Source organism: Microbacterium horticulturae, assembly GCF_029094505.1.
Taxonomy (GTDB): domain Bacteria; phylum Actinomycetota; class Actinomycetes; order Actinomycetales; family Microbacteriaceae; genus Microbacterium; species Microbacterium horticulturae.
Genome location: NZ_CP119108.1, coordinates 1497180 through 1518976 on the forward strand (window position 1 = coordinate 1497180; position 21797 = coordinate 1518976).

The window sequence follows — 21797 nt, forward strand, 5'->3', positions numbered from 1 at the left end:
CGCCGGACTCACTCGGCGAGGTGCGCGACGAGGAACCAGCGGTCCTTGTCGAGGCCCTCCTTGATGGCGATCGCGATGTCCTGGCTGGTCAGATCGATCTCGTCGAGACCGTCGATCGCGGCCTGCACGTCGGCGGCGACCTTGTCGATGTCGGCGATCACGCCACGCACGGTGTCCTGCCACTGGGCGAACCCTGCATCGACACCGGTCGCGTCGACATTGTCGGCGATCGTCTTCAGCCGTGCGTCGATCGGCAGGCCGAGGGCGACGACACGCTCGGCGGCGTCGTCCGCCCAGCCCTGTGCGTGCTCCACGACCGAGTCGAGCAATTCGTGGATCGCGATGAAGTTCGAGCCACGGACGTTCCAATGCGCCTGCTTGCCGTTGACGGCGAGAGCCTGCAGGCCGTGGACGACCGGGGTCAGGAACTGGGCGGATCCGGCGGCGACGGTGGGGTCGACCGCGGCGGTGGGAGTGGTCTTCGTGGTGGGCATGGTGGCCTCCGTTTCGGTATGGCTGCCTCAGTGATGACAACGCTACCCAGCTGCAGACATTCCGCAAGCAAGTACAGGCTCGGCTTACCTGGGCTTTGTCAGCGAGTCGTAGAGTCGGAGCATGACGATCGCCGCCGATGCACGCATCCTGCCTGTGAACGGAAAGACCCCACAGATCGACGAGACCGCCCTGGTCGTCTCCGGTGCACGGCTGGTGGGCGACGTGACGCTGCACGCGGGAGCGAGCGTCTGGTACAACGCTGTGTTGCGGGGCGACGGCGATGCGATCACGATCGGTGCCGGGAGCAATCTTCAGGACAATGTGTCTGTCCATGTCGACAAAGGATCGCCCGTCGTGCTGGGCGAGGACGTCTCGGTCGGGCACAACGCCGTCGTGCACGGTTGCACGATCGGCGACGGGTCACTGATCGGCATGGGCGCCGTCGTGCTCAACGGCGCGAAGATCGGCGCCGGGTGCCTCGTCGCGGGTGGTGCCGTCGTGCTCGAGAACGCAGAGATTCCGGCGGGCTCGCTGGTGGCGGGCGTGCCGGCGAAGGTGCGAAGAGCACTCAGCGACGAGGAGAAGGCCGGCCTCGTGCGCAACGCGCGTGTCTACCGGGACGAGCACGCGCCCGCCCACCGCGACGCGCAGCCTGCATGACGGCTGTTCAGACGCTGCCGAACGGAGCGACGCTCGACACGAGCGCGCTCACGGCACGGGCGCGCCGCCACGACGTCACCGCGTTCTTCCGCTCGTTCGCCGTGCGGCATCCCGATCTGAAAGGGCCGGGAAGTGAGGCTGTCCGCCGTGTGATGGTGCGCATCGGCGCGGCGGCGGTGCTGATAGGAGCGCTGGCGCTGGGATTCGGGATGCTGGGAGAGCTGACTTCCCAGGACGACGACAAGGCCGAACAGCTGCTGGGGATGGGCATCATGATGGGCCTCTTCCTCGTCGCGGGCGGCGTGTTCCTGTGGGTCTCGATACGCAACGGCAAACGACGCAGCACCCCCAAGCGCCAGTATCGGCTGGCCCGGTTCGCGGCTGACAACCGGCTTGCCTACCTGCCCGGACCGGCCTTCGGTGGATACCTTGAGCCCTGGGCGGACCGGGGACGCCTCATCGTCTCGCGGGTGATGCGCGCTCCGTCTCCTGAGGGGACGGTGGAGTTCGGGAACTACGAGCTGTCATACGCGACGACGTCGAACGGCCAGTCGCAGTTCGGCGGCTACTGCGCCCTGCGGCTGGATCGCGGGTTGCCCAACATCGTGCTGCGGTCGCGCCGGCATCGCAATCCGCTGACCGAGGCGGCGGTGCCCGCGCGAGCACAGCGCCTTTCGCTCGAGGGCGACTTCGATCGGCACTTCACGCTGTACTGCCCGCGCGGATATGAGCGCGACGCGCTGTACCTGTTCACCCCTGACGTGATGGCGCGCTTGATCGATCGGGCCGGTGGGTTCGACGTGGAGATCGTCGACGACTGGGTGTTCATCAGCCAGGCCCGGGATTTCGTGACGCTCGACCCCCAGCGTTGGCGCGCGGTCATCGCCGCGACCGGCGCGCTGCGCGGCAAGCTCGCGCAGTGGGAGCGGTGGAAGGACGACCATCTCTCGGCGGACGAGGCGGCGGCCCCCGCATCCACCCCCGCGATCCGTGTGCTCACCGACGTCGCCGCGCCCGGGCGCCGGCTGCGTGCCGGCTCCGGCACGATGTGGGCGCTGCTGGCCGTCGCCGCCGTGATCATCGGAGTCATGCAGCTGTTCCGGCTGTTCTGACCAGAGCTCGCGGAGGGGATGACGGGAATCGTCCCCACCGCCACTCCACACGCCGGCTGCGCCGGCGCGCGGAGCCTCCGGCGGCGGGGGCCCGCCCGCCTCACGCCCGATCCGACGGCACGAATGCCCAGCCGCACGGCCTTCGGCCGCACGTCTGGGCATTGGAGGGGATGACGGGAATCGAACCCGCGTGATCAGTTTGGAAGACTGAGGCTCTACCATTGAGCTACATCCCCGGGGCTCTCGAAAGAGCACCTCGGCAAGTGTACTGGATGCGGCGAGCACCGCCCGCACGTGGTTCTCATCCGGGTCGGCTAGACTTTTCCAGGCCGTTTCGGCGCCGCGCGCCCCGGGGCGTAGCTCAGCTTGGTAGAGCGCCCGCTTTGGGAGCGGGAGGCCGCAGGTTCAAATCCTGTCGCCCCGACATCACGGCCCACAGACCCCAGCACTGCGCCGCGTGCGTTTAGACGCGGAAACCAGAGGAGAACGAACAGGCATGGTCACGAGCACCGTCGAGAAGCTCAGCCCGACCCGTGTGAAGCTGCACATCAGCGTCACGCCCGACGAGCTCAAGCCGAGCATCACCCACGCGTATGAGCACATCGCTCAGGACGTGCAGGTCCCCGGCTTCCGCAAGGGCAAGGTCCCCGCGCCCATCATCGATCAGCGCGTCGGCCGCGGCGCCGTCATCGAGCACGCGGTCAACGAGGGGCTCGACGCGTTCTACCGCGAGGCCGTCACCGCCCATGAGGTGCGCATCGTGGGCCGTCCGAGCGCCGAGATCATCGAGTGGCCCAACGAGAAGGACTTCTCGGGCGACCTCAAGGTCGAGATCGAGGTCGATGTCCGTCCCGAGGTCGAGCTGCCCGACTACGAGGGCACCACGATCACGGTCGACGCCGCCGAGACCGACGACGCCGCCGTCGACGAGGAGCTCGACCGCCTGCGCGGCCGCTTCGGCACGCTCGTGACGGTCGACCGTCCCGCCAAGACCGGTGACTTCGTCGAGCTCGACCTGGTCGCCACGATCGGCGACGCGGAGGTCGACCGCGCCGAGAGCGTCTCGTACGAGGTCGGCTCGGGCGAACTGCTCGAAGGCATCGACGAGGCCGTCGAGTCGCTCACCGCGGGTGAAGACACCACGTTCCGCTCGACGCTCATCGGCGGCGACCGTGCCGGCGAAGAGGCCGAGGTCGCCGTGACCGTCAAGAGCGTCAAGGAGCGCGAGCTGCCCGACGCTGACGACGACTTCGCGCAGATCGCGAGCGAGTTCGACACCATCGCCGAGCTGCGCGAGTCGCTCGTCGAGCGTGTGCAGCAGCAGGCCTCCTTCGGGCAAGGCTCGGCGGCGCGCGACAAGCTTGTCGAAGAACTGCTCGCGAAGGTCGAGATCCCCGTTCCCGAGCAGCTGGTCGCCGACCAGGTGCACGAGCACCTCGAGCAGGAGGGCCGCCTCGAAGACGACGAGCACCGCGCCGAGGTCACCGAGGCCAGCGAGAAGCAGTTCCGCACCCAGGTTCTCCTCGACAAGATCGTCGAGCAGCACGACGTGCAGGTCTCGCAGGACGAGCTGACCCAGTACATCGTGCAGTCGGCCGCGCAGTACGGCGTCGCGCCGCAGGAGTTCGTCGAAATCCTGCAGCAGAACGGCCAGCTGCCGGTTCTCGTCGGCGAGGTCGCGCGCAACAAGGCGCTCGCGGTCGCCCTGGGCAAGGTGAACGTCGTCGACAGCAACGGCAAGTCCATCGATCTGACCGGCTTCGTCGCCACCGAGGACGAAGAGGGGGATGCCGCGGCCGACGAGTCTGCTGAGGCCGCCGAGGCGCCTGCCGAGGACGAGCCCGCCAAGAAGGCTCCGGCCAAGAAGCCGGCGACCAAGAAGGCCCCCGCGAAGAACGCGGAGAAGGCCGACGAGGCTGCAGCGGACGAGAAGCCCGCCAAGAAGCCCGCGGCCAAGAAGCCGGCCGCCAAGAAGGCCGCGCCCAAGAAGGACGCCGAGTAAGACACACTCCGAAGGGCGGGTGACCATGGTCACCCGCCCTTCGCCGTTCCCCAGGAGGACTCATGACCGAGCTGCCCGATGACTGGCAGGACCGGGTCGACGCTGTGTGGGCCGATGACGGGCTCGATGACACGGCGCGGATCGCGGCGATCGACAAGCTGGCGGTCGAGCTGGGGCCGCGGCATCCCGTCGCCCTCTTTGAACGCGCCGGTGCGCGTGACAGCGCCGGACTCGAGCGCGAGGCAGAGCCGCTGTACCGAGCAGCCCTCGACGCGGGCCTCGACCCACGCCGACGCACCCGGTCGGTGATCCAGCTCGCGAGCACCATCCGCAACCTCGGCCGGGCCGATGAGGCGCTCCGCATGCTGCGCGACGAGTATGACGCGACCCGCGGTGGGGAGTTCGCCGACGAAGCCGCCGCCTTCTACGCGCTCGCGCTGGTGTCATCGGGCGACGCCCTGCGCGCGGCATCCATCGCCCTCACTGCCCTCGCGCCGCACCTGACCCGGTACACGCGCTCGGTCACCGGGTACGCGGGCGAACTCATCGATGGGCGCGCCTGAACTCTGCCCAGGGCGAACAGCGGCAGGTCGCGCGGCGCGCCCCGGTAGATTCGAATCACGCAACCGAATCAGGAGCTGGAATGGCTGAACCCCTTGTCGCGCAGAGCGTCTTCGACAGGCTGCTGAAGGACCGCATCATCTGGCTGGGATCAGAGGTGCGCGACGACAACGCCAACGAGATCTGTGCCAAGATCCTCCTTCTCGCCGCCGAAGACCCCGAGAAGGACATCTACCTCTACATCAACTCGCCCGGCGGCTCGATCACGGCCGGCATGGCGATCTACGACACTATGCAGTTCGTGCCCAACGACATCGTCACCGTCGGCATCGGCATGGCGGCGTCCATGGGGCAGCTGCTGCTGACCAGTGGCACGAAGGGCAAGCGGTACATCACCCCGAACGCCCGCGTGCTGCTGCACCAGCCGCACGGCGGCTTCGGCGGCACCGCGAGCGACATCCAGACGCAGGCGCAGCTGATCCTCGACATGAAGCGTCGTCTGGCCGAGATCACCGCGTCGCAGACGGGCAAGACCGTCGAGCAGATCAACGCGGACGGCGACCGCGACCGCTGGTTCCGGGCCGATGAAGCACTCGAGTACGGCTTCGTCGACCACATCCGCGAGCACGCCGAAGACGTGCACGGCGGTGGCGGAACGAACCAGGACGCGAAGGAGAGCAACTGATGAACACCCCGTCCTTCGGTCTTCCGACCTCCCCGCAGGCCCTCGCCCCGAGCGGGCTGCAGATGCCGGGCAGCCGGTACGTCCTCCCGCAGTTCGAAGAGCGCACCGCCTACGGGTACAAGCGCCAGGACCCGTACAACAAGCTGTTCGAAGATCGCGTGATCTTCCTCGGCGTGCAGGTCGACGACGCGTCGGCCGACGACGTGATGGCGCAGCTGCTGGTGCTTGAGAGCCAGGACCCCGACCGCGACATCGTCATGTACATCAACTCGCCCGGTGGCTCGTTCACGGCCATGACGGCGATCTACGACACCATGCAGTACGTGTCGCCGCAGATTCAGACCGTCGTGCTCGGCCAGGCGGCCTCGGCCGCCGCCGTGCTGCTGGCTGCCGGCGCCCCCGGCAAGCGTCTCGCGCTGCCGAACGCCCGCATCCTTATCCACCAGCCCGCCGTCGGCGAGGCAGGACAGGGGCAGGCGTCCGACATCGAGATCCAGGCGAACGAGATCATGCGGATGCGCACGTGGCTGGAGGAGACGCTGTCGAAGCACTCCAAGCGCACGCAGGAGCAGGTCAACAAGGACATCGACCGCGACAAGATCCTGTCGGCGACCGACGCCGTCGAGTACGGCCTGGTCGACCAGGTGCTGACCACCCGCAAGCGCGGCGGCCAGAACGCGATCACGTCGTAACAGCGAATCGACCGAAGGCCCCGCCGCTCCTGTGAGCGGCGGGGCCTTCGCCGTCGGCGAAACCAAGGGTGCGGGTCGGCGCCCCGCGTGTCGCAATGCCCCCGGATGTCGGCGGGTGCGATTAGGCTCGAAGGGTGCGGGAGACCGACACCCGCCGCGGACGAGGAGGTGCCCATGGCACGCATCGGCGAGAGTGCTGACCTGTTCAAGTGCTCCTTCTGCGGAAAGAGCCAGAAGCAGGTTCAGCAGCTGATCGCGGGGCCGGGCGTCTACATCTGCGACGAGTGCGTCGAGTTGTGTAACGAGATCATCGAAGAGCGCATGGCCGAGTCGGCCGACGGCACGGTCTCCGAGTTCGACCTGCCCAAGCCGCGTGAGATCTTCTCGTTCCTCGAGGAGTACGTCGTGGGGCAAGATGACGCGAAGCGCGCCCTTGCCGTGGCCGTGTACAACCACTACAAGCGCGTCCGCGCCCACACCACGATCCAGTCCGCCGAAGAGCGTGCCGAAGAGATCGAGATCGCCAAGAGCAACATCCTGCTGCTCGGACCCACCGGTTGCGGCAAGACCTATCTCGCGCAGACGCTCGCCAAGCGGCTGAACGTGCCGTTCGCGGTCGCCGACGCCACGGCGCTGACCGAAGCCGGGTACGTCGGCGAAGACGTCGAGAACATCCTGCTCAAGCTGCTTCAAGCCGCCGACTTCGACACGAAGCGCGCCGAGAACGGCATCATCTACATCGACGAGGTCGACAAGATCGCGCGCAAGGCAGAGAACCCGTCGATCACCCGCGATGTCTCGGGTGAGGGCGTGCAGCAGGCGCTGCTGAAGATCCTCGAGGGGACGGTCGCGTCGGTGCCGCCTCAGGGCGGCCGCAAGCACCCGCATCAGGAGTTCATCCAGATCGATACGACGAACGTGCTGTTCATCGTGGCTGGCGCGTTCGCCGGTCTCGAAGACATCATCTCGGCGCGCGTCGGCAAGCACGGTGTCGGTTTCGGGGCGTCCCTGCACCGCAAGGACGAAGACCTGAACCTCTTCAGCGACGTGCAGCCCGAAGACCTGCACAAGTTCGGTCTTATCCCCGAGTTCATCGGCCGGCTGCCGGTCGTCGCCTCGGTGCAGCCGCTCGACCGTGAGGCGCTGATGGAGATCCTCACGACGCCGAAGAACGCGCTGATCAAGCAGTATCAGCGCATGTTCCAGCTCGACGACGTCGAGCTTGATTTCGAGCGGGATGCTCTCGAGGCCATCGCGGATCTCGCCGTCGCACGCAAGACCGGCGCGCGCGGGCTCCGGGCCATCCTCGAAGATGTGCTCGGCCCGATCATGTTCGAGATCCCGTCGACCGAAGACGTCGACAAGGTGATCGTCACCCGCGCGGCCGTCGACGAGGGCGCTGCGCCCACGCTCGTGCTGCGCGAGAAGCGCAAGAAGAGCGCCTGACGCGTGGCGTCCGGCGCTCGTCCGCTCCCACACCTTCGAAATTCGTACTGAACTTCCCGTTCACACACCAACCGGTGCCGACGGGTGTGAGCGGGAAGCGCAATGCGTTTCTTGAGTGTGTGTCAGACTCGCACGGCTTCGGCGATCAGCAATCGGTCGTCGGCCCGCACCCAGGTAGCGAGGCGGTCGATGCGCAGGCCCGTCGGTGCGTAGTGCGCCTGCAGACGCTCGGGCGTCGCGAACGAGGCGTGATCACGCGGGTACGGCACGTCGGCGGGATGCCGGGCGGGCGAGTGCTCGGCATGGTTCTTGCCATGGTGCCCGCCGCTGACGAAGGTCGCTGCGACGACACGGCCGCCGGGCCGCAGCACGCGCGCCCATTCCTCGATAGCACGGTCGGGCTCGGCGAACAGATGAAGAGCTGTCACACAGGTGACGAGATCGACCGAGGCGTCGTCGAGCGGCAGGGTCGCGGCATCCGCCTCGACCCAGTCGATGCGCGGCTCGGCGGTGCGGGCGACGGCGAGCATGCCGGGGGAGATGTCGACGCCAGTGATGTGCAGACCCGGGCACCGGGTGAGCAGGGCCCGGGCGACGAGGCCGGTGCCGGTTGCGGCATCCACCACCGTCCCGTCAGCGGGAACGCGCGCGAATCGCGCGACCGACGCGGCGAGAGCGCGGTGCATGGCGTTCTCGTCATAGTCGCCCGCGCGGGCATCGAACGCCTCGCGAATCGCGGACACCCGGTCGTCGGTCATCGGTCCCTCCCGATCAGCCGTCGAGCCCTCGGCGCTTCAGCAGCGGCGCGATATCGGCGTCGCGGCCGCGGAAGTCGCGATAGGCCTCGAGGGGGTCCTTCGAGCCGCCGACGCCCAGCAACAGCGAACGGAAGCGGTCGCCGTTCGCGCGGGTCAGTCCGCCGTGCTCCTTGAACCACTCGACGGTATCGGCGTCGAGCACCTCGCTCCAGATGTAGGAGTAGTAGGCGGCGCTGTAGCCGCCCGAGAACACGTGCTGGAAGTACGTCGACGAATACCGCGTGGGCACGGCAGGGTTGTCGAGCCCGATGTCGGCGAGGGCGGATGCCTCGAACCCGGCGACATCCAGATCTTCGGACGCCTGCTGCTGGTCGAGCGAGTGCCACGCCTGGTCGAGCCAGGCGGCGGCGAGATACTCGCTGGTCTCGAAGCCCTGGTTGAAGGCCTCCGACGCGTGCAGCTTCTCGACGATCTCGGCCGGCAAGGGCTCGCCGGTCTCGATGTGCCGGGCGTAGTTGTCGAGCACCTCGGGCCACAGCATCCACATCTCGTTCACCTGGCTCGGGAACTCGACGAAGTCGCGGAAGACCTCGGTGCCCGCGAAGTGCGGGAACGACACCGTGGCGAACAGACCGTGCAGCGCGTGCCCGAACTCGTGGAACAGGGTGTTGACCTCATCGAGGCTGAGCAGCGTCGGCCCGGACGCGGGCTTGGAGACGTTGAGGTTGTTCACGACGACGGCCTTGGTACCGCGCAGGGCGGACTGGTCGACGATGGAGTTCATCCACGCGCCGCCGCGTTTGGTGTCGCGCGTGTAGAGGTCGAGGATGTACAGGCCCTGCGGCGAGCCGTCTTCGTTGTGCACCTCGAAGACCCGCGCGTCGGCGTGGTGCGCGCGCAGATCGTCGCGCTCGGTGAAGGTGATGCCGTAGAGCTTCGTCGCGGCGAAGAACACGCCGTCGCGCAGCACACGCTCGGCCTCGAACCAGGGGCGGAGTGCCGCCGTGTCGATGGCGTACTCGGCCTGCCGTACTTTCTCGGTGGAGAAGGCCCAGTCGGCTGCGGTGACAGCGGTACCGGCGCTGGCCTCCAGAGCGGCCTGCTCACGCGACGCGTTGCGCGCGGCGGGCGCCGCGAGCCGGCGCAACAGATCGTGCACGGCTTCGGGCGTGCCGGCCGTCTCGTCGGCGGTGACGTATGCCGCATGCGAGTCGTAGCCGAGCAGGGCCGCGCGCTCGGCGCGCAGCCGCACGATCTGCAGCAGTGTGGCGCGGTTGTCGTTCTCGTTGCCGCGCGAGGCGCGGGAGCGGGATGCCGTCATGATGCGCTCGCGTGCAGCGCGGTCGGTCAGCGACGCCAGGTACGGGTGCCCGGTCGGCAGAACCAGGGTGACGAGGTGCTTGCCCTCGAGGCCGCGGTCGGCAGCGGCCTGCGCGGCGGCCGACAGCTCGCCGTCGCTGAGGCCTTCGAGTTCGGATGCATCGTCGAAGACGACCGCGAGCTCGTTGGTGTCGCCGAGGAGGTTCTTGTCGAACGCCGTGGTCAGTGTCGACAGCTGTGTGTTCAGTTCGGTGAGGTGCTTCTTTGCAGCGTCGTCGAGTGCCGCGCCCGCGTGGGTCATCTCGCGGTGCCAGCGCTGCACCAGGTAGCGCTGCTCGGCGTCGAGAGAGAGCTCATCGAGCCGGTCGTGCAGCATTGAGATGCGCGCGTACAGCGCGCCGTCGAGCTGAATCGCGTCTTCATGGGCGGCCATGAGGGGCGCGAGCGTCTCCTCGATCTGCTGGATCTCAGCGGTCGCATCGGATGACGCCACGGTGTAGAAGGCGCGCGCGACGTCGCCGAGCAGTCGCCCGCTGGATTCGAGCGGCACCATGGTGTTCTCGAAAGTGGGGACCGAGCGCACGCGGGTGATGGCCGAGATCTCCTGCAGATGCTCTTCGAAGGCGAGCTCGAACGCCGGCAGATAATGCGCAGGTCGAATGTGCGCGTAATCGGGCAACTGGTAGGGGAGAGGGCTGGGCATCAGGAGGGGGTTGGCCGAGGCATCCGTCATGTCTCCACCCTAGTTGCACACCGCAAAGAATCAATTGCAAAGAAGAGCTTGCAAAGGATGGTTCGCAAAGGTATCTTTGCAGTCATGAGCGAGAACGAGACCCCGAACGGCAGCGATGTGCAGCGCATCGTCGACGGGAGCGCGCTGCGCGCCCTCGCGCACCCGCTCCGGATTCAGATCTACGACATCCTGTCGCAGTATGGCGCGCAGACCGCGAGCAGTCTCGCGCAGATGACGGGGGAGTCGACAGGATCGACGAGCTACCACCTGCGGGCCCTCGCCAAGCATGGACTCATCCAAGAGGCCGAGGGGCGGGGCAACGCCCGCGAGCGCTGGTGGGAACGGCCTCGCGGCGCGGTGTCGTTCGGCAGCGCGGAGGGGTTGAAGACGCCGTCCGGCCGCGCTGCCACACAGGTGGTCATGACCGAGTTCTTCAACCGTCGACACCAGCAGCTCATGGACTTCATCGCCGAGGGCATCGCGCATCCCAACGAGGAAGAACCGGATGCCACCATCACGACCGCGACGGCTCGGCTGACGGACGAGCAGATGGGCGAGCTCGTGCGCCGCATGACCGACATCGTCGACGAATACGTCGGCAAGTACCGAGACCAGAAGGGTGAAGGCGTGCGCCCCGTGACCATCCGGGCCGACGTCTTCCCGCTCCCCGAGAAGGGACACTGACATGACCGCCATGACCACGCGCGCCGTCCCGGCGCGTGCAATGTTCGCTCCGCCGACGTTCACCGAGCGGATGCTGCTGGCCGGTGCTCGTGCGATGGAGGCTTTCGCCCACCGCCGCATGTCACGACGCCAGCAGCTGGCCGAGCGCATCGCCGCCGGCCGGAACCCGTACGCGGAGCGGCCGATGCCCGAGGTCGACTCCTACCGGATGTCGACCTTTCGGTGAGTGTCTAGCCGAACTCGTCTTCGTCGTCGTGGTGAACGACGACCGCGCCGGCGTGGTCGACCGACACGATCACACCCGTGTCGAGCTCGGCGACAGGGCGCCCCTCGAGCCAGGTGAGCGTCCACTGCGCGACGCCCTCCTCGTTCGGAGGAAGGTCGGCCTCTATCGCCCGCACCTGCGCCACGAACTCAGGGGAGAGCCGGGCCGGCGGCTCGGCGCCGGCGGCCCAGCGTGTGCCCAGTTGCATGTCAGGCCTCCTGCTCTGCGAGCTCGAGGACGTCGATGGAGAAGCCCAGTGAGCGCTCGTCGTCGGAGAGCAGCGTGAGCTCTTCGATCCGGCCGACGGCGCGCAGATCTCCCTCCGCGAGGCGCAGGAGATCGCGGGTGACGGGGTCGGCCGTGATGGTGAGTCGGCTCACGGGTGTCTTCTGTGATGCCTTCGCCTCGGTCTTGGCGCGACGGATGCCGATGAGCGCGGCGCTTGCGGTGGCCAGCACGCGCTCGTCGCCCCACCCGCCGAGGGGCGCGGGCCATTCAGCGGTGTGGATCGAGCCCTCCTCGAACCACGACCACGCCTCTTCGGATGCGAAGGCGAGCACCGGTGCGAGCAGGCGCAGCAGCGTCGACAGCGCTAGGCGCAGGGCCAGCGCCGCCGACGCCTGGCCGACGTCGCTGCGGTCGTACGCGCGCTCCTTCACAAGCTCGAGGTAGTCGTCGCAGAACGTCCAGAAGAACGACTCCGTCACCTCGAGCGCGCGCGCGTGGTCGTAGGCCTCGTACGCCTTGGTCGCATCGCGCACCACGCCGTCGAGGGTCGCCAGCATCGCAGCATCCACCGCATGCGTCACCTCGGCGCCCTCGGGCACCGGGAACGACAGCACGAACTTTGCCGCGTTCAGCACCTTGATCGCGAGGCGCCGCCCGATCTTGACCTGCGTGGGGTTCTGCGGGTCGAAGGCGGCATCGGCGCCGAGCCGGCTCGAGGCCGACCAGTACCGCACCGCGTCGGTGCCGTGCTTGTCGAGGATGTCGGCCGGGGTGACCACATTGCCCTTCGACTTCGACATCTTCTTGCGGTCGGGGTCGACGATGAAGCCGCTGATCGCGGCATCCGACCACGGCGCGCGTCCGTCTTCCAACACGCTGCGCACCATCGTCGAGAACAGCCAGGTGCGAATGATGTCCTGACCCTGCGGGCGCACGTCGAAGGGCGCCACCAGGCCCCACAGCTCGTCGTCGCGCTCCCAGCCGCCGGCCAGCTGCGGGGTCAGCGAGGAGGTCGCCCAGGTGTCGAAGATGTCCTTCTCGGCATCGAAGCCGCCGGGCACGCCACGCTGGTCTTCGGTGTAGCCGGCGGGCACGTCTGTTGTCGGGTCGATCGGCAGCGCCGCGAGATCGGGAGTGAGCACGCGGTCGTAGTCGCGCTCACCGTTCTCATCGAGGGCGTACCAGAGCGGGATCGGCACGCCGAAGAACCGCTGGCGTGAGACCAGCCAGTCGCCGGTGAGACCGTTCGTCCAGTTCTCGTACCGCACCCGCATGAAGTCGGGATGCCAGTCCATACCACGTCCGAAGGTGATGAGCTTGTCGCGCAGGTCCTCATCGCGGGCGCCGTTGCGCAGGTACCACTGGCGCGTGGAGACGATCTCGAGCGGCCGGTCGCCCTTCTCGAAGAACTTCACGGGGTGGCTGAACGGCTTCGACACGTTCTTCAGGTCGCCCGACTCTTCAAGCAGCTCGACGATGCGCTTCTTGGCGCTGAACACCGTCTTGCCGGCGAGCTCCGCGTAGGCGGTCTTCGCGGCATCCGTCACGATCGCTTCGGGGGTCTCCGCGAGGATACGGCCGTCTTTGCCGAGGATCGTGCGGTTGGGCAGCTGCAGTTCGCGCCACCAGATGATGTCGGTCACGTCACCGAAGGTGCAGATCATGGCGATGCCCGAGCCCTTGTCTTGTTGGGCGAGCGGGTGGGCCAGGATCGGTACCTCGACGTCGAACAGGGGAGTGCGCACCGTGGTGCCGAACAGCGGCTTGTAGCGCTCGTCGTCGGGGTTGGCCACCAGTGCCACGCAGGCGGGCAGCAGCTCGGGGCGCGTGGTCTCGATGAGCACGTCGCCTTCGCCGTCCGTGCGGTGGAAGGCCACGCGGTGATAGCTGGCTTGCTGCTCACGGTCCTCGAGCTCGGCCTGCGCGATCGCGGAGCGGAAGTCGATGTCCCACAGCGTGGGCGCCAGGGCCTGGTAGGCCTCGCCGCGCTCAAGGTTGCGCAGGAACGCGAGCTGGCTTGTGCGGATCGTGTCGTCCGAGATCGTGCGGTAGGTCTGCGTCCAGTCCACCGACAGTCCCAGCTGACGGAAAAGGCTCTCGAACTGCTTCTCGTCCTCTTCGGTGAGCGTCTCGCACAGCTCGATGAAGTTGCGGCGGCTGATCGGCACCTGGTCTGCGGGCTTGAGACTCTTCGCGTCGCCGTAGAAGGGCGGCTCGAAGTCGCTGTCGTAGGGAAGCGAGGGGTCGCAGCGCACGCCGTAGTAGTTCTGGACGCGTCGCTCGGTGGGCAGACCGTTGTCGTCCCAGCCCATCGGGTAGAAGACGCTCTTGCCGCGCATGCGCTCGAAGCGCGCCTTCACATCGGTGTGCGTGAAGCTGAAGACGTGCCCGATGTGCAGGCTGCCCGACGCTGTGGGCGGGGGAGTGTCGATCGAGTACACGCCCGCGCGGCCCTTGGCCTTGGCGGCGTCGCGGTCGAACAGGTACGTCCCCTGTTCGCGCCATGCGGCATCCCACTTGGACTCGAGACCCTCGAGGGCGGGCTTGTCGGGAATGGATGCGTCGGCCATAGGGGTCTCCTTGAGCGATGTATGCGGCACTGTGTGAGCGTGCCTGAGTGTGGGATGTCCGGCCATACTACCGGAGCACGCTGCATGCGCCTGGGAATGCGTGCGGCTGCCCCGGTGCGCCGCCCTCGCCTCGGGCGAGGGGAATGGACGAGGCGAGGACCCAATCCCGCGGAAGGGTCCTCGCTCCGGCAGATCCCCTCGCCTCGAGCGAGGGGCAGCGTGCATCGGAAGACAGGGAGAGGGTCCAGATGCTATGTTGCTAGCATGCAAGAAAGCAAGGATGCTGCGCCCGGGGCGAAGGCCCAGTTCAACGTCTATCTGCCGCCGGCGCTCGTAAGGGCGACGAAGCACCGGGCGATCGACGACGGGATGTCGCTCTCAGCCCTGGTGGAACGGGCGCTGGCCCGCTACCTGGAGGAGGACTGACATGGCGGTTGTCGTTCAGGCGATCCACTACACGAGCCGGCCGCGCGATTGGCATGCCCTCGCTGTGGTGCTCGGGCTAACGCCGGCCGGGGCGCCCGACGATGTCTGGAGCGAGTTCGAGGGTGACGGCATCCTCGCAATTCACGGGGTCGACGCCGGCGACGTGCTTGACGGCACGACCGACATCCATCTGCTCGTCGACGACCTGGACGGTGTGGCTGCCGCACTTGAGGGGGTGGCCGATGTCTCTCGGAGTGTTCTGGAGGATGTCGGACTCCTTGTGTCGGCGCAGGCCGCATCGGGAGTGCGGGTGACGGCGTCGGCCGGCGCCCGAGAGGCTGTCGGCGGGATGCTGATCCAACCGATCTGGTACGACACCGACACCGTTCCGGTCCGCGCGGTGCTTGAAGCAGCCGGCCTGCGGCCCCGCATCGCCTCCGACAGCGGCACGTGGATGGATTTCACCGCCCCGTCGGGCGGCTCGGTGGCGTTCCATGCCGCGCAGGAAGCCGGGGTGGTTCTGGGCATGGAGTACGCCGGCGATGTCGAAGCGCTGCAACGGCGGCTCGAGGCATCCCACCTCTCCGCCGAGATCGTGGACGAGGCGTACAACCGCACGCTGCTGGTCGACACGCCCGACGGAACCAAGCTCTGGATCAACGGCGCGATGACCGACCTGTACGGGTATCGCCGCGCCGGGGCATAGAGCACCATCGTCGCCTCGGGCGAGGGGAGCGTTCGCCCGGGTTCCTCCACAAGCGACGAGTTGACCACAGATGTGCTCTTGCCACTCATCTCGGCGATGTGATGCGCCATCCTCGACGCCATGGAGAGTCGAATCGACGCCGTTGTCAAAGCTGTTCGCCGTGGCGGGGGTGTCGTGCGCGGCCAAACGCTCGTACGAGCCGGGCTCAGCAAGCACGACATCACTGCTGCGGTGGGCTCCGGTGCACTCGTCCGCGAACGGCGAGTGTGGATCGCGACGCCGGACGCAGAGATAGACCTGCGAATGGCGGCGCGGGCGGGTGTCGTGCTGTCGTGTGTGACGGCCGCCAAGCGGCTGGGGCTGTGGGTCATGGATGCTGCAACCGCTCATGTCGCGTGCGGACCGCATGCGGGAATGGTCGCGGTGTCCGGTGCCGTCGTACTGCACAGGTTCACGCCGCTTGTGGCCCGTGACCCCGACGGCCTGACGGATCCGCTCGTCAATGTCTTACAGGCGGTCGCGCTGTGTCAGCCCTATGAGGCCGCGCTCGCCGTGTGGGATAGCGCGATGAACAAGCAGCTCGTCGACAAGAAGAAGCTGGAGCGTCTTCCATTCCGCGGGATGGCGCGCAACCTGCTCGACGCGGTCGTGCCGTTCCACGACTCGGGGCTCGAGACGTTCGTCTACCCGCGATTGAAGTGGCTCAAGGTCCCCATCCGCCCGCAGGTCTGGCTCTATGGTCACCGGGTCGACTTTCTGATCGGCGATCGTCTGGTCTTCCAGATCGACGGAGGGCATCACGTCGACGCTCAGCGCGCGTCGGACATCGCACATGACGCCGAACTGATGCTGCGGGGTTACTTCGTCATCCGCGTCGGGTACGACGAGGTCGTTAACCACTGGGAGGACGTGCAGGAGCGGATCCTCGCCGCGATTGCACAAGGGCTGCACCTCGCGGCATGAGCGGCCCTCGCCTCGGGCGAGGGGAATGGACGAGGCGAGGGCCCGATCCCGCAAAACGGCCCTCGCTCCGGTAGATCCCCTCGCCTGAGGCGAGGGCGGCGGGGGTGAGGGAGGCTGAGGCGGGGCGGAGGCCGAGTTCGGGGCGCGAGGGAGCCCGCAGCACACAGGATGCGGCATCCCGCCCCTCCCGCGCGTAGAATGGACCGATCGGCATCGATCCGGCCATCACCGGGGAGCTCTCGGAAGAACGGCGCGCCAGCGCCTGGTAGAACCGAGCGGGGCAGGCCCGTCACAGCCGCAGTGAGAGGGGAGCGCGCACCGCGGGTGCGTGCTTACGCGGGGTGGTACCGCGGCTCGATGCCTCTGGCACGGGTCGTCCCGGCGGAGAAGATCCGACCCTGCGAGACGCCCATGACCTACCCCCGCGAATCCGCTTTCGGCCCGGCGGCCGACCTCGTTCCGAGCCCGCGCTTTCCCGAGATCGAGCGTGACACGCTCGCGTTCTGGGAACGGGATGACACGTTCCGCGCCTCGATCGCGCAGCGCGACGGCGCGCAGGAGTGGGTGTTCTACGACGGGCCGCCGTTCGCCAACGGCCTGCCGCACTACGGTCACCTGCTCACGGGGTACGCGAAAGACGTCTTCCCACGATTCCAGACCATGCGCGGCAAGAAGGTCGACCGCGTGTTCGGATGGGACACGCATGGGCTCCCCGCCGAACTCGAGGCGATGAAGCAGCTCGGCATCACCGAGAAGGACGAGATCGAGCAGATGGGCATCGCGACCTTCAACGCGAAGGCCCGCGAATCGGTGCTCGAGTACACCCGGGAGTGGCAGGACTACGTCACCCGGCAGGCGCGCTGGGTCGATTTCGAGCGCGGCTACAAGACCCTCGACGTCTCGTTCATGGAGTCGGTGCTCTGGGCCTTCAAACAGCTGCACGACAAGGGGCTCGCCTACGAGGGCTACCGCGTGCTGCCGTACTGCTGGCGCGACGAGACGCCGCTTTCCAACCACGAGCTGCGCATGGACGACGACGTCTACAAGATGCGTCAGGACCCGTCGGTGACCGTGACCTTCCCGCTCCTGGGCGAAAAGGCGCAGGCCCTCGGCATCGAGGGTGTGCGCGCGCTGGCCTGGACGACCACGCCGTGGACGCTGCCCACCAACCTCGCGCTCGTCGTCGGTCCCGACATCTGTTACGCCGTCGTGCCGGTGGGCCCGAACGGCGGCAAAGACGGAGGCGACCACGCGTACCTGCTCGCCGAGGATCTGCTGGCCAACCACGCCAAGGACCTGGGCTACGAGAGCGGGGATGCCGCGGCCGCCGCCGTCACGAAGACGCTGACCGGCGGCGAGCTCGGCGGCGTCGAGTACGAGCGCCTGTTCGACTACTACGCCGACACCGACACCTACGGCACGGGCAATGCCTGGCGCATCCTCGTCGACGACTACGTCACCACGACCGACGGCACGGGCATCGTCCACCAGGCCCCGGCCTACGGTGAGGACGACCAGCGGGTCTGTGAGGCGAACGGCATCCCCGTCGTCCTCAGCCTCGATGACGGCGGAAAGTTCCTGCCCCAGGTGACGGATGTCGCCGGGCAGCTGTGGATGGATGCGAACCGCCCGCTCATCCGCCTGTTGCAGGCGAATGGACGGCTGCTGCGCGAGCAGAGCTACGAGCACTCATACCCGCACTGCTGGCGGTGTCGCAACCCTCTCATCTATCGTGCGGTGTCGAGCTGGTTCGTCCGTGTCACCGACATCAAGGACCGCATGCTCGCGAACAACGAGCAGATCACCTGGGTGCCCGAGGGTGTCAAGCACGGTCAGTTCGGCAAGTGGCTCGAGGGTGCGCGTGACTGGTCGGTCAGCCGCAACCGGTACTGGGGCTCGCCGATCCCCGTGTGGAAGAGCGACGATCCCGCGCACCCGCGCATCGACGTCTACGGCTCGCTGGAAGAGCTCGAGCGCGATTTCGGCGCGCTGCCGCGCAACCCGCAGGGCGAGGTCGATCTGCACCGGCCGTACATCGACGAGCTGACCCGGCCGAACCCCGACGACTCCAGTGGCCAGAGCACGATGCGCCGCATCGAGGACGTCTTCGACGTCTGGTTCGATTCCGGCTCGATGCCGTACGCGCAGGTGCACTACCCGTTCGAGAACCAGGAGTGGTTCGACACCCACGCGCCCGCCGACTTCATCGTCGAGTACATCGGACAGACTCGCGGCTGGTTCTACGTTATGCATGTGCTGTCGACCGCGCTGTTCGACCGCCCGGCGTTCACGGGCGTCAGCTGTCACGGCATCGTGCTCGGCTCCGACGGGCAGAAGATGTCGAAGTCGCTGCGCAACTATCCCGACGTGAGCGAGGTCTTCGACCGCGACGGTTCCGATGCCATGCGCTGGTTCCTCATGTCGAGCTCGGTGCTGCGCGGCGGCAACCTCAGCGTCACCGAAGAGGGCATCCGTGCCGGTGTCCGGGAATTCCTGCTGCCCCTGTGGAACGCCTGGTACTTCTTCGCCACGTACGCGAACGCGTCCGACGGCTACGAGGCGACCTGGCGCACCGACTCCACCGACGTGCTGGACCGCTACATCCTGTCGCTGACCGGGCGGCTCGTCGCCGAGGTCGCCTCGGATCTGGAGGGGCTCGACTCGACCACGGCGACCGAGCGGCTGCGCGACTTCGCCGAGGCGCTCACGAACTGGTACATCCGACGTTCCCGCGACCGGTTCTGGACGGGGGTGGATGCCGCAGACCCGCGCTCCACGGAGGCCTTCGATACTCTCTACACGGTCCTCGAGACCCTGTGTCGCGTGGCGGCGCCGCTCATCCCGCTGGTGGCCGAGCGCGTGTGGCAGGGTCTGACCGGCGGCCGCAGCGTGCACCTCACGGAGTGGCCGGATGCGGCGTCCTTCCCCGACGATGCGACCATCCGCCGTGCGATGGACACCGTCCGTGAGGTCTCGAGCGTCGCGAACGCGCTGCGCAAGAAGGAGCGCAAGCGCGTACGCCTGCCGCTCGCGCGGCTGACGGTCGTGGCGCCGGATGCCGCGGACCTGACGCCGTACGCGGCCATCGTGCGCGACGAGCTCAACGTCAAGACGGTCGAGTTCGCCGAGCTCGGTGACACCACCGCGGCGGACTACGGGATCACACACCGCCTCTCGGTCAACGCGCGCGCCGCCGGCCCGCGCCTGGGCAAGCAGGTGCAGCAGGCGATCCGCGCCGCCAAGGAGGGCGACTGGTCCGAGCAGGGCGGCGTCGTCACCGCCGGCGGCATCACGCTAGAGCCCGCCGAGTACGAGCTCGTGCTCTCTACCAGCGGCCGACCCGAGGGCGAGGCGCTCGCCGTTCTGCCGCAGGGCGGCTTCGTGCTGCTCGACACGGTGACCACGCCCGAGCTGGAAGCCGAGGGGCTCGCGCGCGACGTGATCCGCGCCGTGCAGGACACCCGCAAGGCCGCCGGGTTCGATGTGAGTGATCGCATCCGCCTCCAGCTCGCGTTCGCCGACGCGACCGACCGCGACGCCGTCGCGTCGGCGTTCGAGGTCGCCGACGTCGCGGGCGAGACGCTCGCTCTTGAGCACACGGTGACGGCGACAGACAGCGGGCCCGAGGTCGACCACGCGCACGTCGTCGAGTTTGCGAGCGGGAAGTTCGCGAACGCCGGTGACTTCTGGGTGGCCGTCGAGAGGATCGAGGTGCAGGCATGAATGACCGGGACCGGGCCGACGCCGTCTACGCCGAGCTGCTGCAGCGGCAGGGCGAGCAGTGGGTGCAGCCGCGCGTCGAGCGCACGCGGCGCGTGCTCGAGCTGCTCGACGACCCGCAGCGGACCTACCGGGTCGTGCACATCACGGGCACGAACGGCAAGACGTCGACGGCGCGCATCATCGAGAGCCTCATCCGCGCGCATGGGCTGCGCACCGGGCTGTTCACCAGCCCGCATCTGGAGCGTTTCACGGAGCGCATCCTCATCGACGGCGAGCCCGCCGATGACGGCGCGGTGGCCGACGCGTGGGACGAGATCACGCCGTTCGTGCAGATCGTCGATGCGGAGCTCGCGGCGGCCGGCGACGCGCCGCTGACGTTCTTCGAGCTGCTCACGGTGCTCGGCTTTGTCGTGGCCGCCGATGCTCCCGTCGACGTGCTCGTGCTCGAGGTGGGCATGGGCGGCTCATGGGACTCGACGAACACCGCCGACGGCGATGTGGCGGTGTTCGCTCCCATCGCGATGGACCACGCCGACCGGCTCGGCCACACGATCGAGGAGATCGCCACCGTCAAGGCGGGAATCATCAAGGACGGCGCCGCGGTCGTCTCGGCACGGCAGACTCCCGAGGCCGAGCGCGTGCTGCGCGCGGCGGCGGAGGCGCACGGCGCACCCATCGCATTCGAAGGCCAGGACTTCGCCCTCGTGGAACAGCGCCTGGCTGTGGGCGGGCAGCAGATCACCGTTCGCGGGCTCGGCGGCACCTACAGCGAGGAGTACCTGCCGCTGTACGGCACGCATCAGGGCTTCAACGCCGCTCTCGCGCTCGCCGCGGTCGAGTCGCTCATCGGTGAGAGCACCACGTCGATCCCGGCCGGCATCGTGACCGAGGGCCTCGGCGAGGCGACTTCACCCGGACGCCTGCAGCTCGTCGGTACTGCGCCGACCGTGCTCGTCGACGCCGCGCACAACCCGCACGGCGCGCATGCGCTCGTGACGGCGCTGCATGAATCGTTCGACTTCGACGAGTGGGGCGTCGTGTTCGGGGTACTCGCCGACAAGGATGCGGCCGGCATCGTCGCAGAGCTGGCGACCGCCGCGACACGTGTCTTCGCCACCGCGCCCGAGTCCGAGCGCGCCCGCGACGCGGACGAGGTCGCCGACCTCGTCGAGGCGGCCGGGCTGCCGGTCACCGTCCACCCCGATCTCAGCGACGCGGTGGACGCCGCCCGGGAGTGGGCCGCGGCATCCGACCGCCGTGCCGTCGTGATCGCGGGATCGATAGTGCTCGCGGGCGAGGCCATCGCGCTGTCGAAGGCCGAAGACTGGAAGGCGGGGTGGGCATCGTGACCGAGGCGTCGGAAGAGACGGCGGGGGATGCCGCGCCGCGGCGCCGCCGCGGGGCCGCCGAGTCGCTCGGCCAGATAGTGCTGGTGTTCGAGTCGGTCATCGTCTTCCTCGCGGGACTCGTGGCGTTCGGGCTGAAGGCGCTACCGGACGGTGTGCCGCAATGGTGGGGCATCGTCGGCGGAGCCGTGCTGGCGGTGCTCATGCTCGGCACCTGCGGCGTGCTGCGCTACCGCTGGGGCATCGTCGTCGGCTGGATCCTGCAGGGGCTGCTGGCGCTGTCGGCGTTCCTCGTGCTCGCGAACCTCATCGTCGCCGCGGTTTTCGGAGCGATGTGGGGATATGCCACCATCAAGGGTGCGTCTCTGGACCGTCGAAACGCCCAGCTGATGCGTGAAGCCGAATCCACGAACGGAGAATGA

At 68.0% G+C, this 21797-nt stretch carries 20 protein-coding genes and 2 tRNA genes; 16 read left to right on the top strand and 6 right to left on the bottom strand.

Going from position 1 to position 21797, the window contains the following annotated elements; translation table 11 throughout:
• Positions 1-8 precede the first annotated feature (8 nt).
• A complete protein-coding gene (locus PU630_RS07065; protein WP_275279656.1) occupies positions 9-494 on the bottom strand; it encodes a Dps family protein in 486 nt (161 codons plus the stop codon).
• Between the two features lie 121 nt (positions 495-615).
• On the opposite strand from PU630_RS07065, the gene PU630_RS07070 reads away from it, so the two are divergent.
• Together PU630_RS07070 and PU630_RS07075 are read left to right on the top strand one after the other, a co-directional pair.
• A complete protein-coding gene (locus tag PU630_RS07070) occupies positions 616-1155 on the top strand; it encodes a gamma carbonic anhydrase family protein (RefSeq protein WP_275279657.1) in 540 nt (179 codons plus the stop codon).
• Complete coding sequence (locus PU630_RS07075; protein ID WP_275279658.1) at positions 1152-2267, top strand: hypothetical protein; 1116 nt, start codon at positions 1152-1154, stop codon at positions 2265-2267. The genes PU630_RS07070 and PU630_RS07075 overlap by 4 nt, the downstream gene beginning before the upstream one ends.
• 162 nt (positions 2268-2429) lie before the next feature.
• Here PU630_RS07075 and PU630_RS07080 read toward each other — a convergent pair.
• Positions 2430-2503: transfer RNA gene (locus PU630_RS07080), tRNA-Gly, on the bottom strand.
• Positions 2504-2617: 114 nt separating this feature from the next.
• On the opposite strand from PU630_RS07080, the gene PU630_RS07085 reads away from it, so the two are divergent.
• The 6 genes from PU630_RS07085 (at position 2618) to clpX (ending at position 7653) form a co-directional block, all read left to right on the top strand.
• Positions 2618-2691, top strand: a tRNA-Pro gene (locus tag PU630_RS07085).
• Positions 2692-2763: 72 nt separating this feature from the next.
• Complete coding sequence (tig, locus tag PU630_RS07090; protein WP_275279659.1) at positions 2764-4269, top strand: trigger factor; 1506 nt, start codon at positions 2764-2766, stop codon at positions 4267-4269.
• Positions 4270-4331: 62 nt separating this feature from the next.
• Positions 4332-4832 (top strand): tetratricopeptide repeat protein, encoded by a 501-nt coding sequence (locus tag PU630_RS07095; protein ID WP_275279660.1) that lies wholly within the window; start codon positions 4332-4334, stop codon positions 4830-4832.
• Positions 4833-4912: 80 nt separating this feature from the next.
• The gene (locus PU630_RS07100; RefSeq protein WP_275279661.1) at positions 4913-5515 is read left to right on the top strand and encodes an ATP-dependent Clp protease proteolytic subunit; all 603 of its coding nucleotides are present in this window, start codon (positions 4913-4915) and stop codon (positions 5513-5515) included.
• Positions 5515-6207: an ATP-dependent Clp protease proteolytic subunit gene (locus PU630_RS07105; RefSeq protein ID WP_428981987.1), complete on the top strand. Its 693-nt coding sequence runs from the start codon at positions 5515-5517 to the stop codon at positions 6205-6207. The genes PU630_RS07100 and PU630_RS07105 overlap by 1 nt, the downstream gene beginning before the upstream one ends.
• 174 nt (positions 6208-6381) lie before the next feature.
• On the top strand, positions 6382-7653 hold the full coding sequence (gene clpX, locus PU630_RS07110; RefSeq protein WP_275279662.1) for an ATP-dependent Clp protease ATP-binding subunit ClpX: 1272 nt from the start codon (positions 6382-6384) through the stop codon (positions 7651-7653).
• Between the two features lie 122 nt (positions 7654-7775).
• Here clpX and PU630_RS07115 read toward each other — a convergent pair whose 3' ends face one another.
• Positions 7776-8411 (bottom strand): class I SAM-dependent methyltransferase, encoded by a 636-nt coding sequence (locus PU630_RS07115; protein WP_275279663.1) that lies wholly within the window; start codon positions 8409-8411, stop codon positions 7776-7778.
• Positions 8412-8424: 13 nt separating this feature from the next.
• Complete coding sequence (locus PU630_RS07120; protein ID WP_275279665.1) at positions 8425-10464, bottom strand: M3 family metallopeptidase; 2040 nt, start codon at positions 10462-10464, stop codon at positions 8425-8427.
• 84 nt (positions 10465-10548) lie between these two features.
• Here PU630_RS07120 and PU630_RS07125 point away from each other — a divergent pair, with 84 nt between their 5' ends.
• Together PU630_RS07125 and PU630_RS07130 are read left to right on the top strand one after the other, a co-directional pair.
• Complete coding sequence (locus PU630_RS07125; protein WP_275279666.1) at positions 10549-11148, top strand: winged helix-turn-helix domain-containing protein; 600 nt, start codon at positions 10549-10551, stop codon at positions 11146-11148.
• 1 nt (position 11149) lies between these two features.
• Positions 11150-11374: a hypothetical protein gene (locus PU630_RS07130; RefSeq protein ID WP_275279667.1), complete on the top strand. Its 225-nt coding sequence runs from the start codon at positions 11150-11152 to the stop codon at positions 11372-11374.
• A 4-nt stretch (positions 11375-11378) separates the two neighbouring features.
• Here PU630_RS07130 and PU630_RS07135 read toward each other — a convergent pair whose 3' ends face one another.
• Both PU630_RS07135 and valS read right to left on the bottom strand, forming a co-directional pair.
• Positions 11379-11621 (bottom strand): hypothetical protein, encoded by a 243-nt coding sequence (locus tag PU630_RS07135; RefSeq protein ID WP_275279669.1) that lies wholly within the window; start codon positions 11619-11621, stop codon positions 11379-11381.
• Between the two features lies 1 nt (position 11622).
• On the bottom strand, positions 11623-14211 hold the full coding sequence (gene valS, locus PU630_RS07140) for a valine--tRNA ligase (protein ID WP_275279671.1): 2589 nt from the start codon (positions 14209-14211) through the stop codon (positions 11623-11625).
• Between the two features lie 264 nt (positions 14212-14475).
• Here valS and PU630_RS07145 point away from each other — a divergent pair, with 264 nt between their 5' ends.
• The 6 genes from PU630_RS07145 to PU630_RS07170 all read left to right on the top strand — a co-directional run bounded on the left by PU630_RS07145 (position 14476) and on the right by PU630_RS07170 (position 21797).
• A complete protein-coding gene (locus tag PU630_RS07145) occupies positions 14476-14637 on the top strand; it encodes a ribbon-helix-helix domain-containing protein (RefSeq protein WP_275279672.1) in 162 nt (53 codons plus the stop codon).
• A gap of 1 nt (position 14638) precedes the next feature.
• The gene (locus PU630_RS07150) at positions 14639-15343 is read left to right on the top strand and encodes a hypothetical protein (protein ID WP_275279673.1); all 705 of its coding nucleotides are present in this window, start codon (positions 14639-14641) and stop codon (positions 15341-15343) included.
• Between the two features lie 120 nt (positions 15344-15463).
• On the top strand, positions 15464-16306 hold the full coding sequence (locus tag PU630_RS07155; RefSeq protein ID WP_275279674.1) for an endonuclease domain-containing protein: 843 nt from the start codon (positions 15464-15466) through the stop codon (positions 16304-16306).
• Between the two features lie 411 nt (positions 16307-16717).
• Complete coding sequence (ileS, locus tag PU630_RS07160) at positions 16718-20029, top strand: isoleucine--tRNA ligase (protein ID WP_275279675.1); 3312 nt, start codon at positions 16718-16720, stop codon at positions 20027-20029.
• Entirely contained in the window at positions 20026-21378 is a 1353-nt protein-coding gene (locus PU630_RS07165) for a bifunctional folylpolyglutamate synthase/dihydrofolate synthase (RefSeq protein ID WP_275279676.1), read from the top strand. Before ileS ends, PU630_RS07165 begins: the two co-directional genes overlap by 4 nt.
• Positions 21375-21797, top strand: a complete 423-nt coding sequence (locus tag PU630_RS07170) for a DUF4233 domain-containing protein (RefSeq protein ID WP_275279677.1) — start codon at positions 21375-21377, stop codon at positions 21795-21797. Before PU630_RS07165 ends, PU630_RS07170 begins: the two co-directional genes overlap by 4 nt.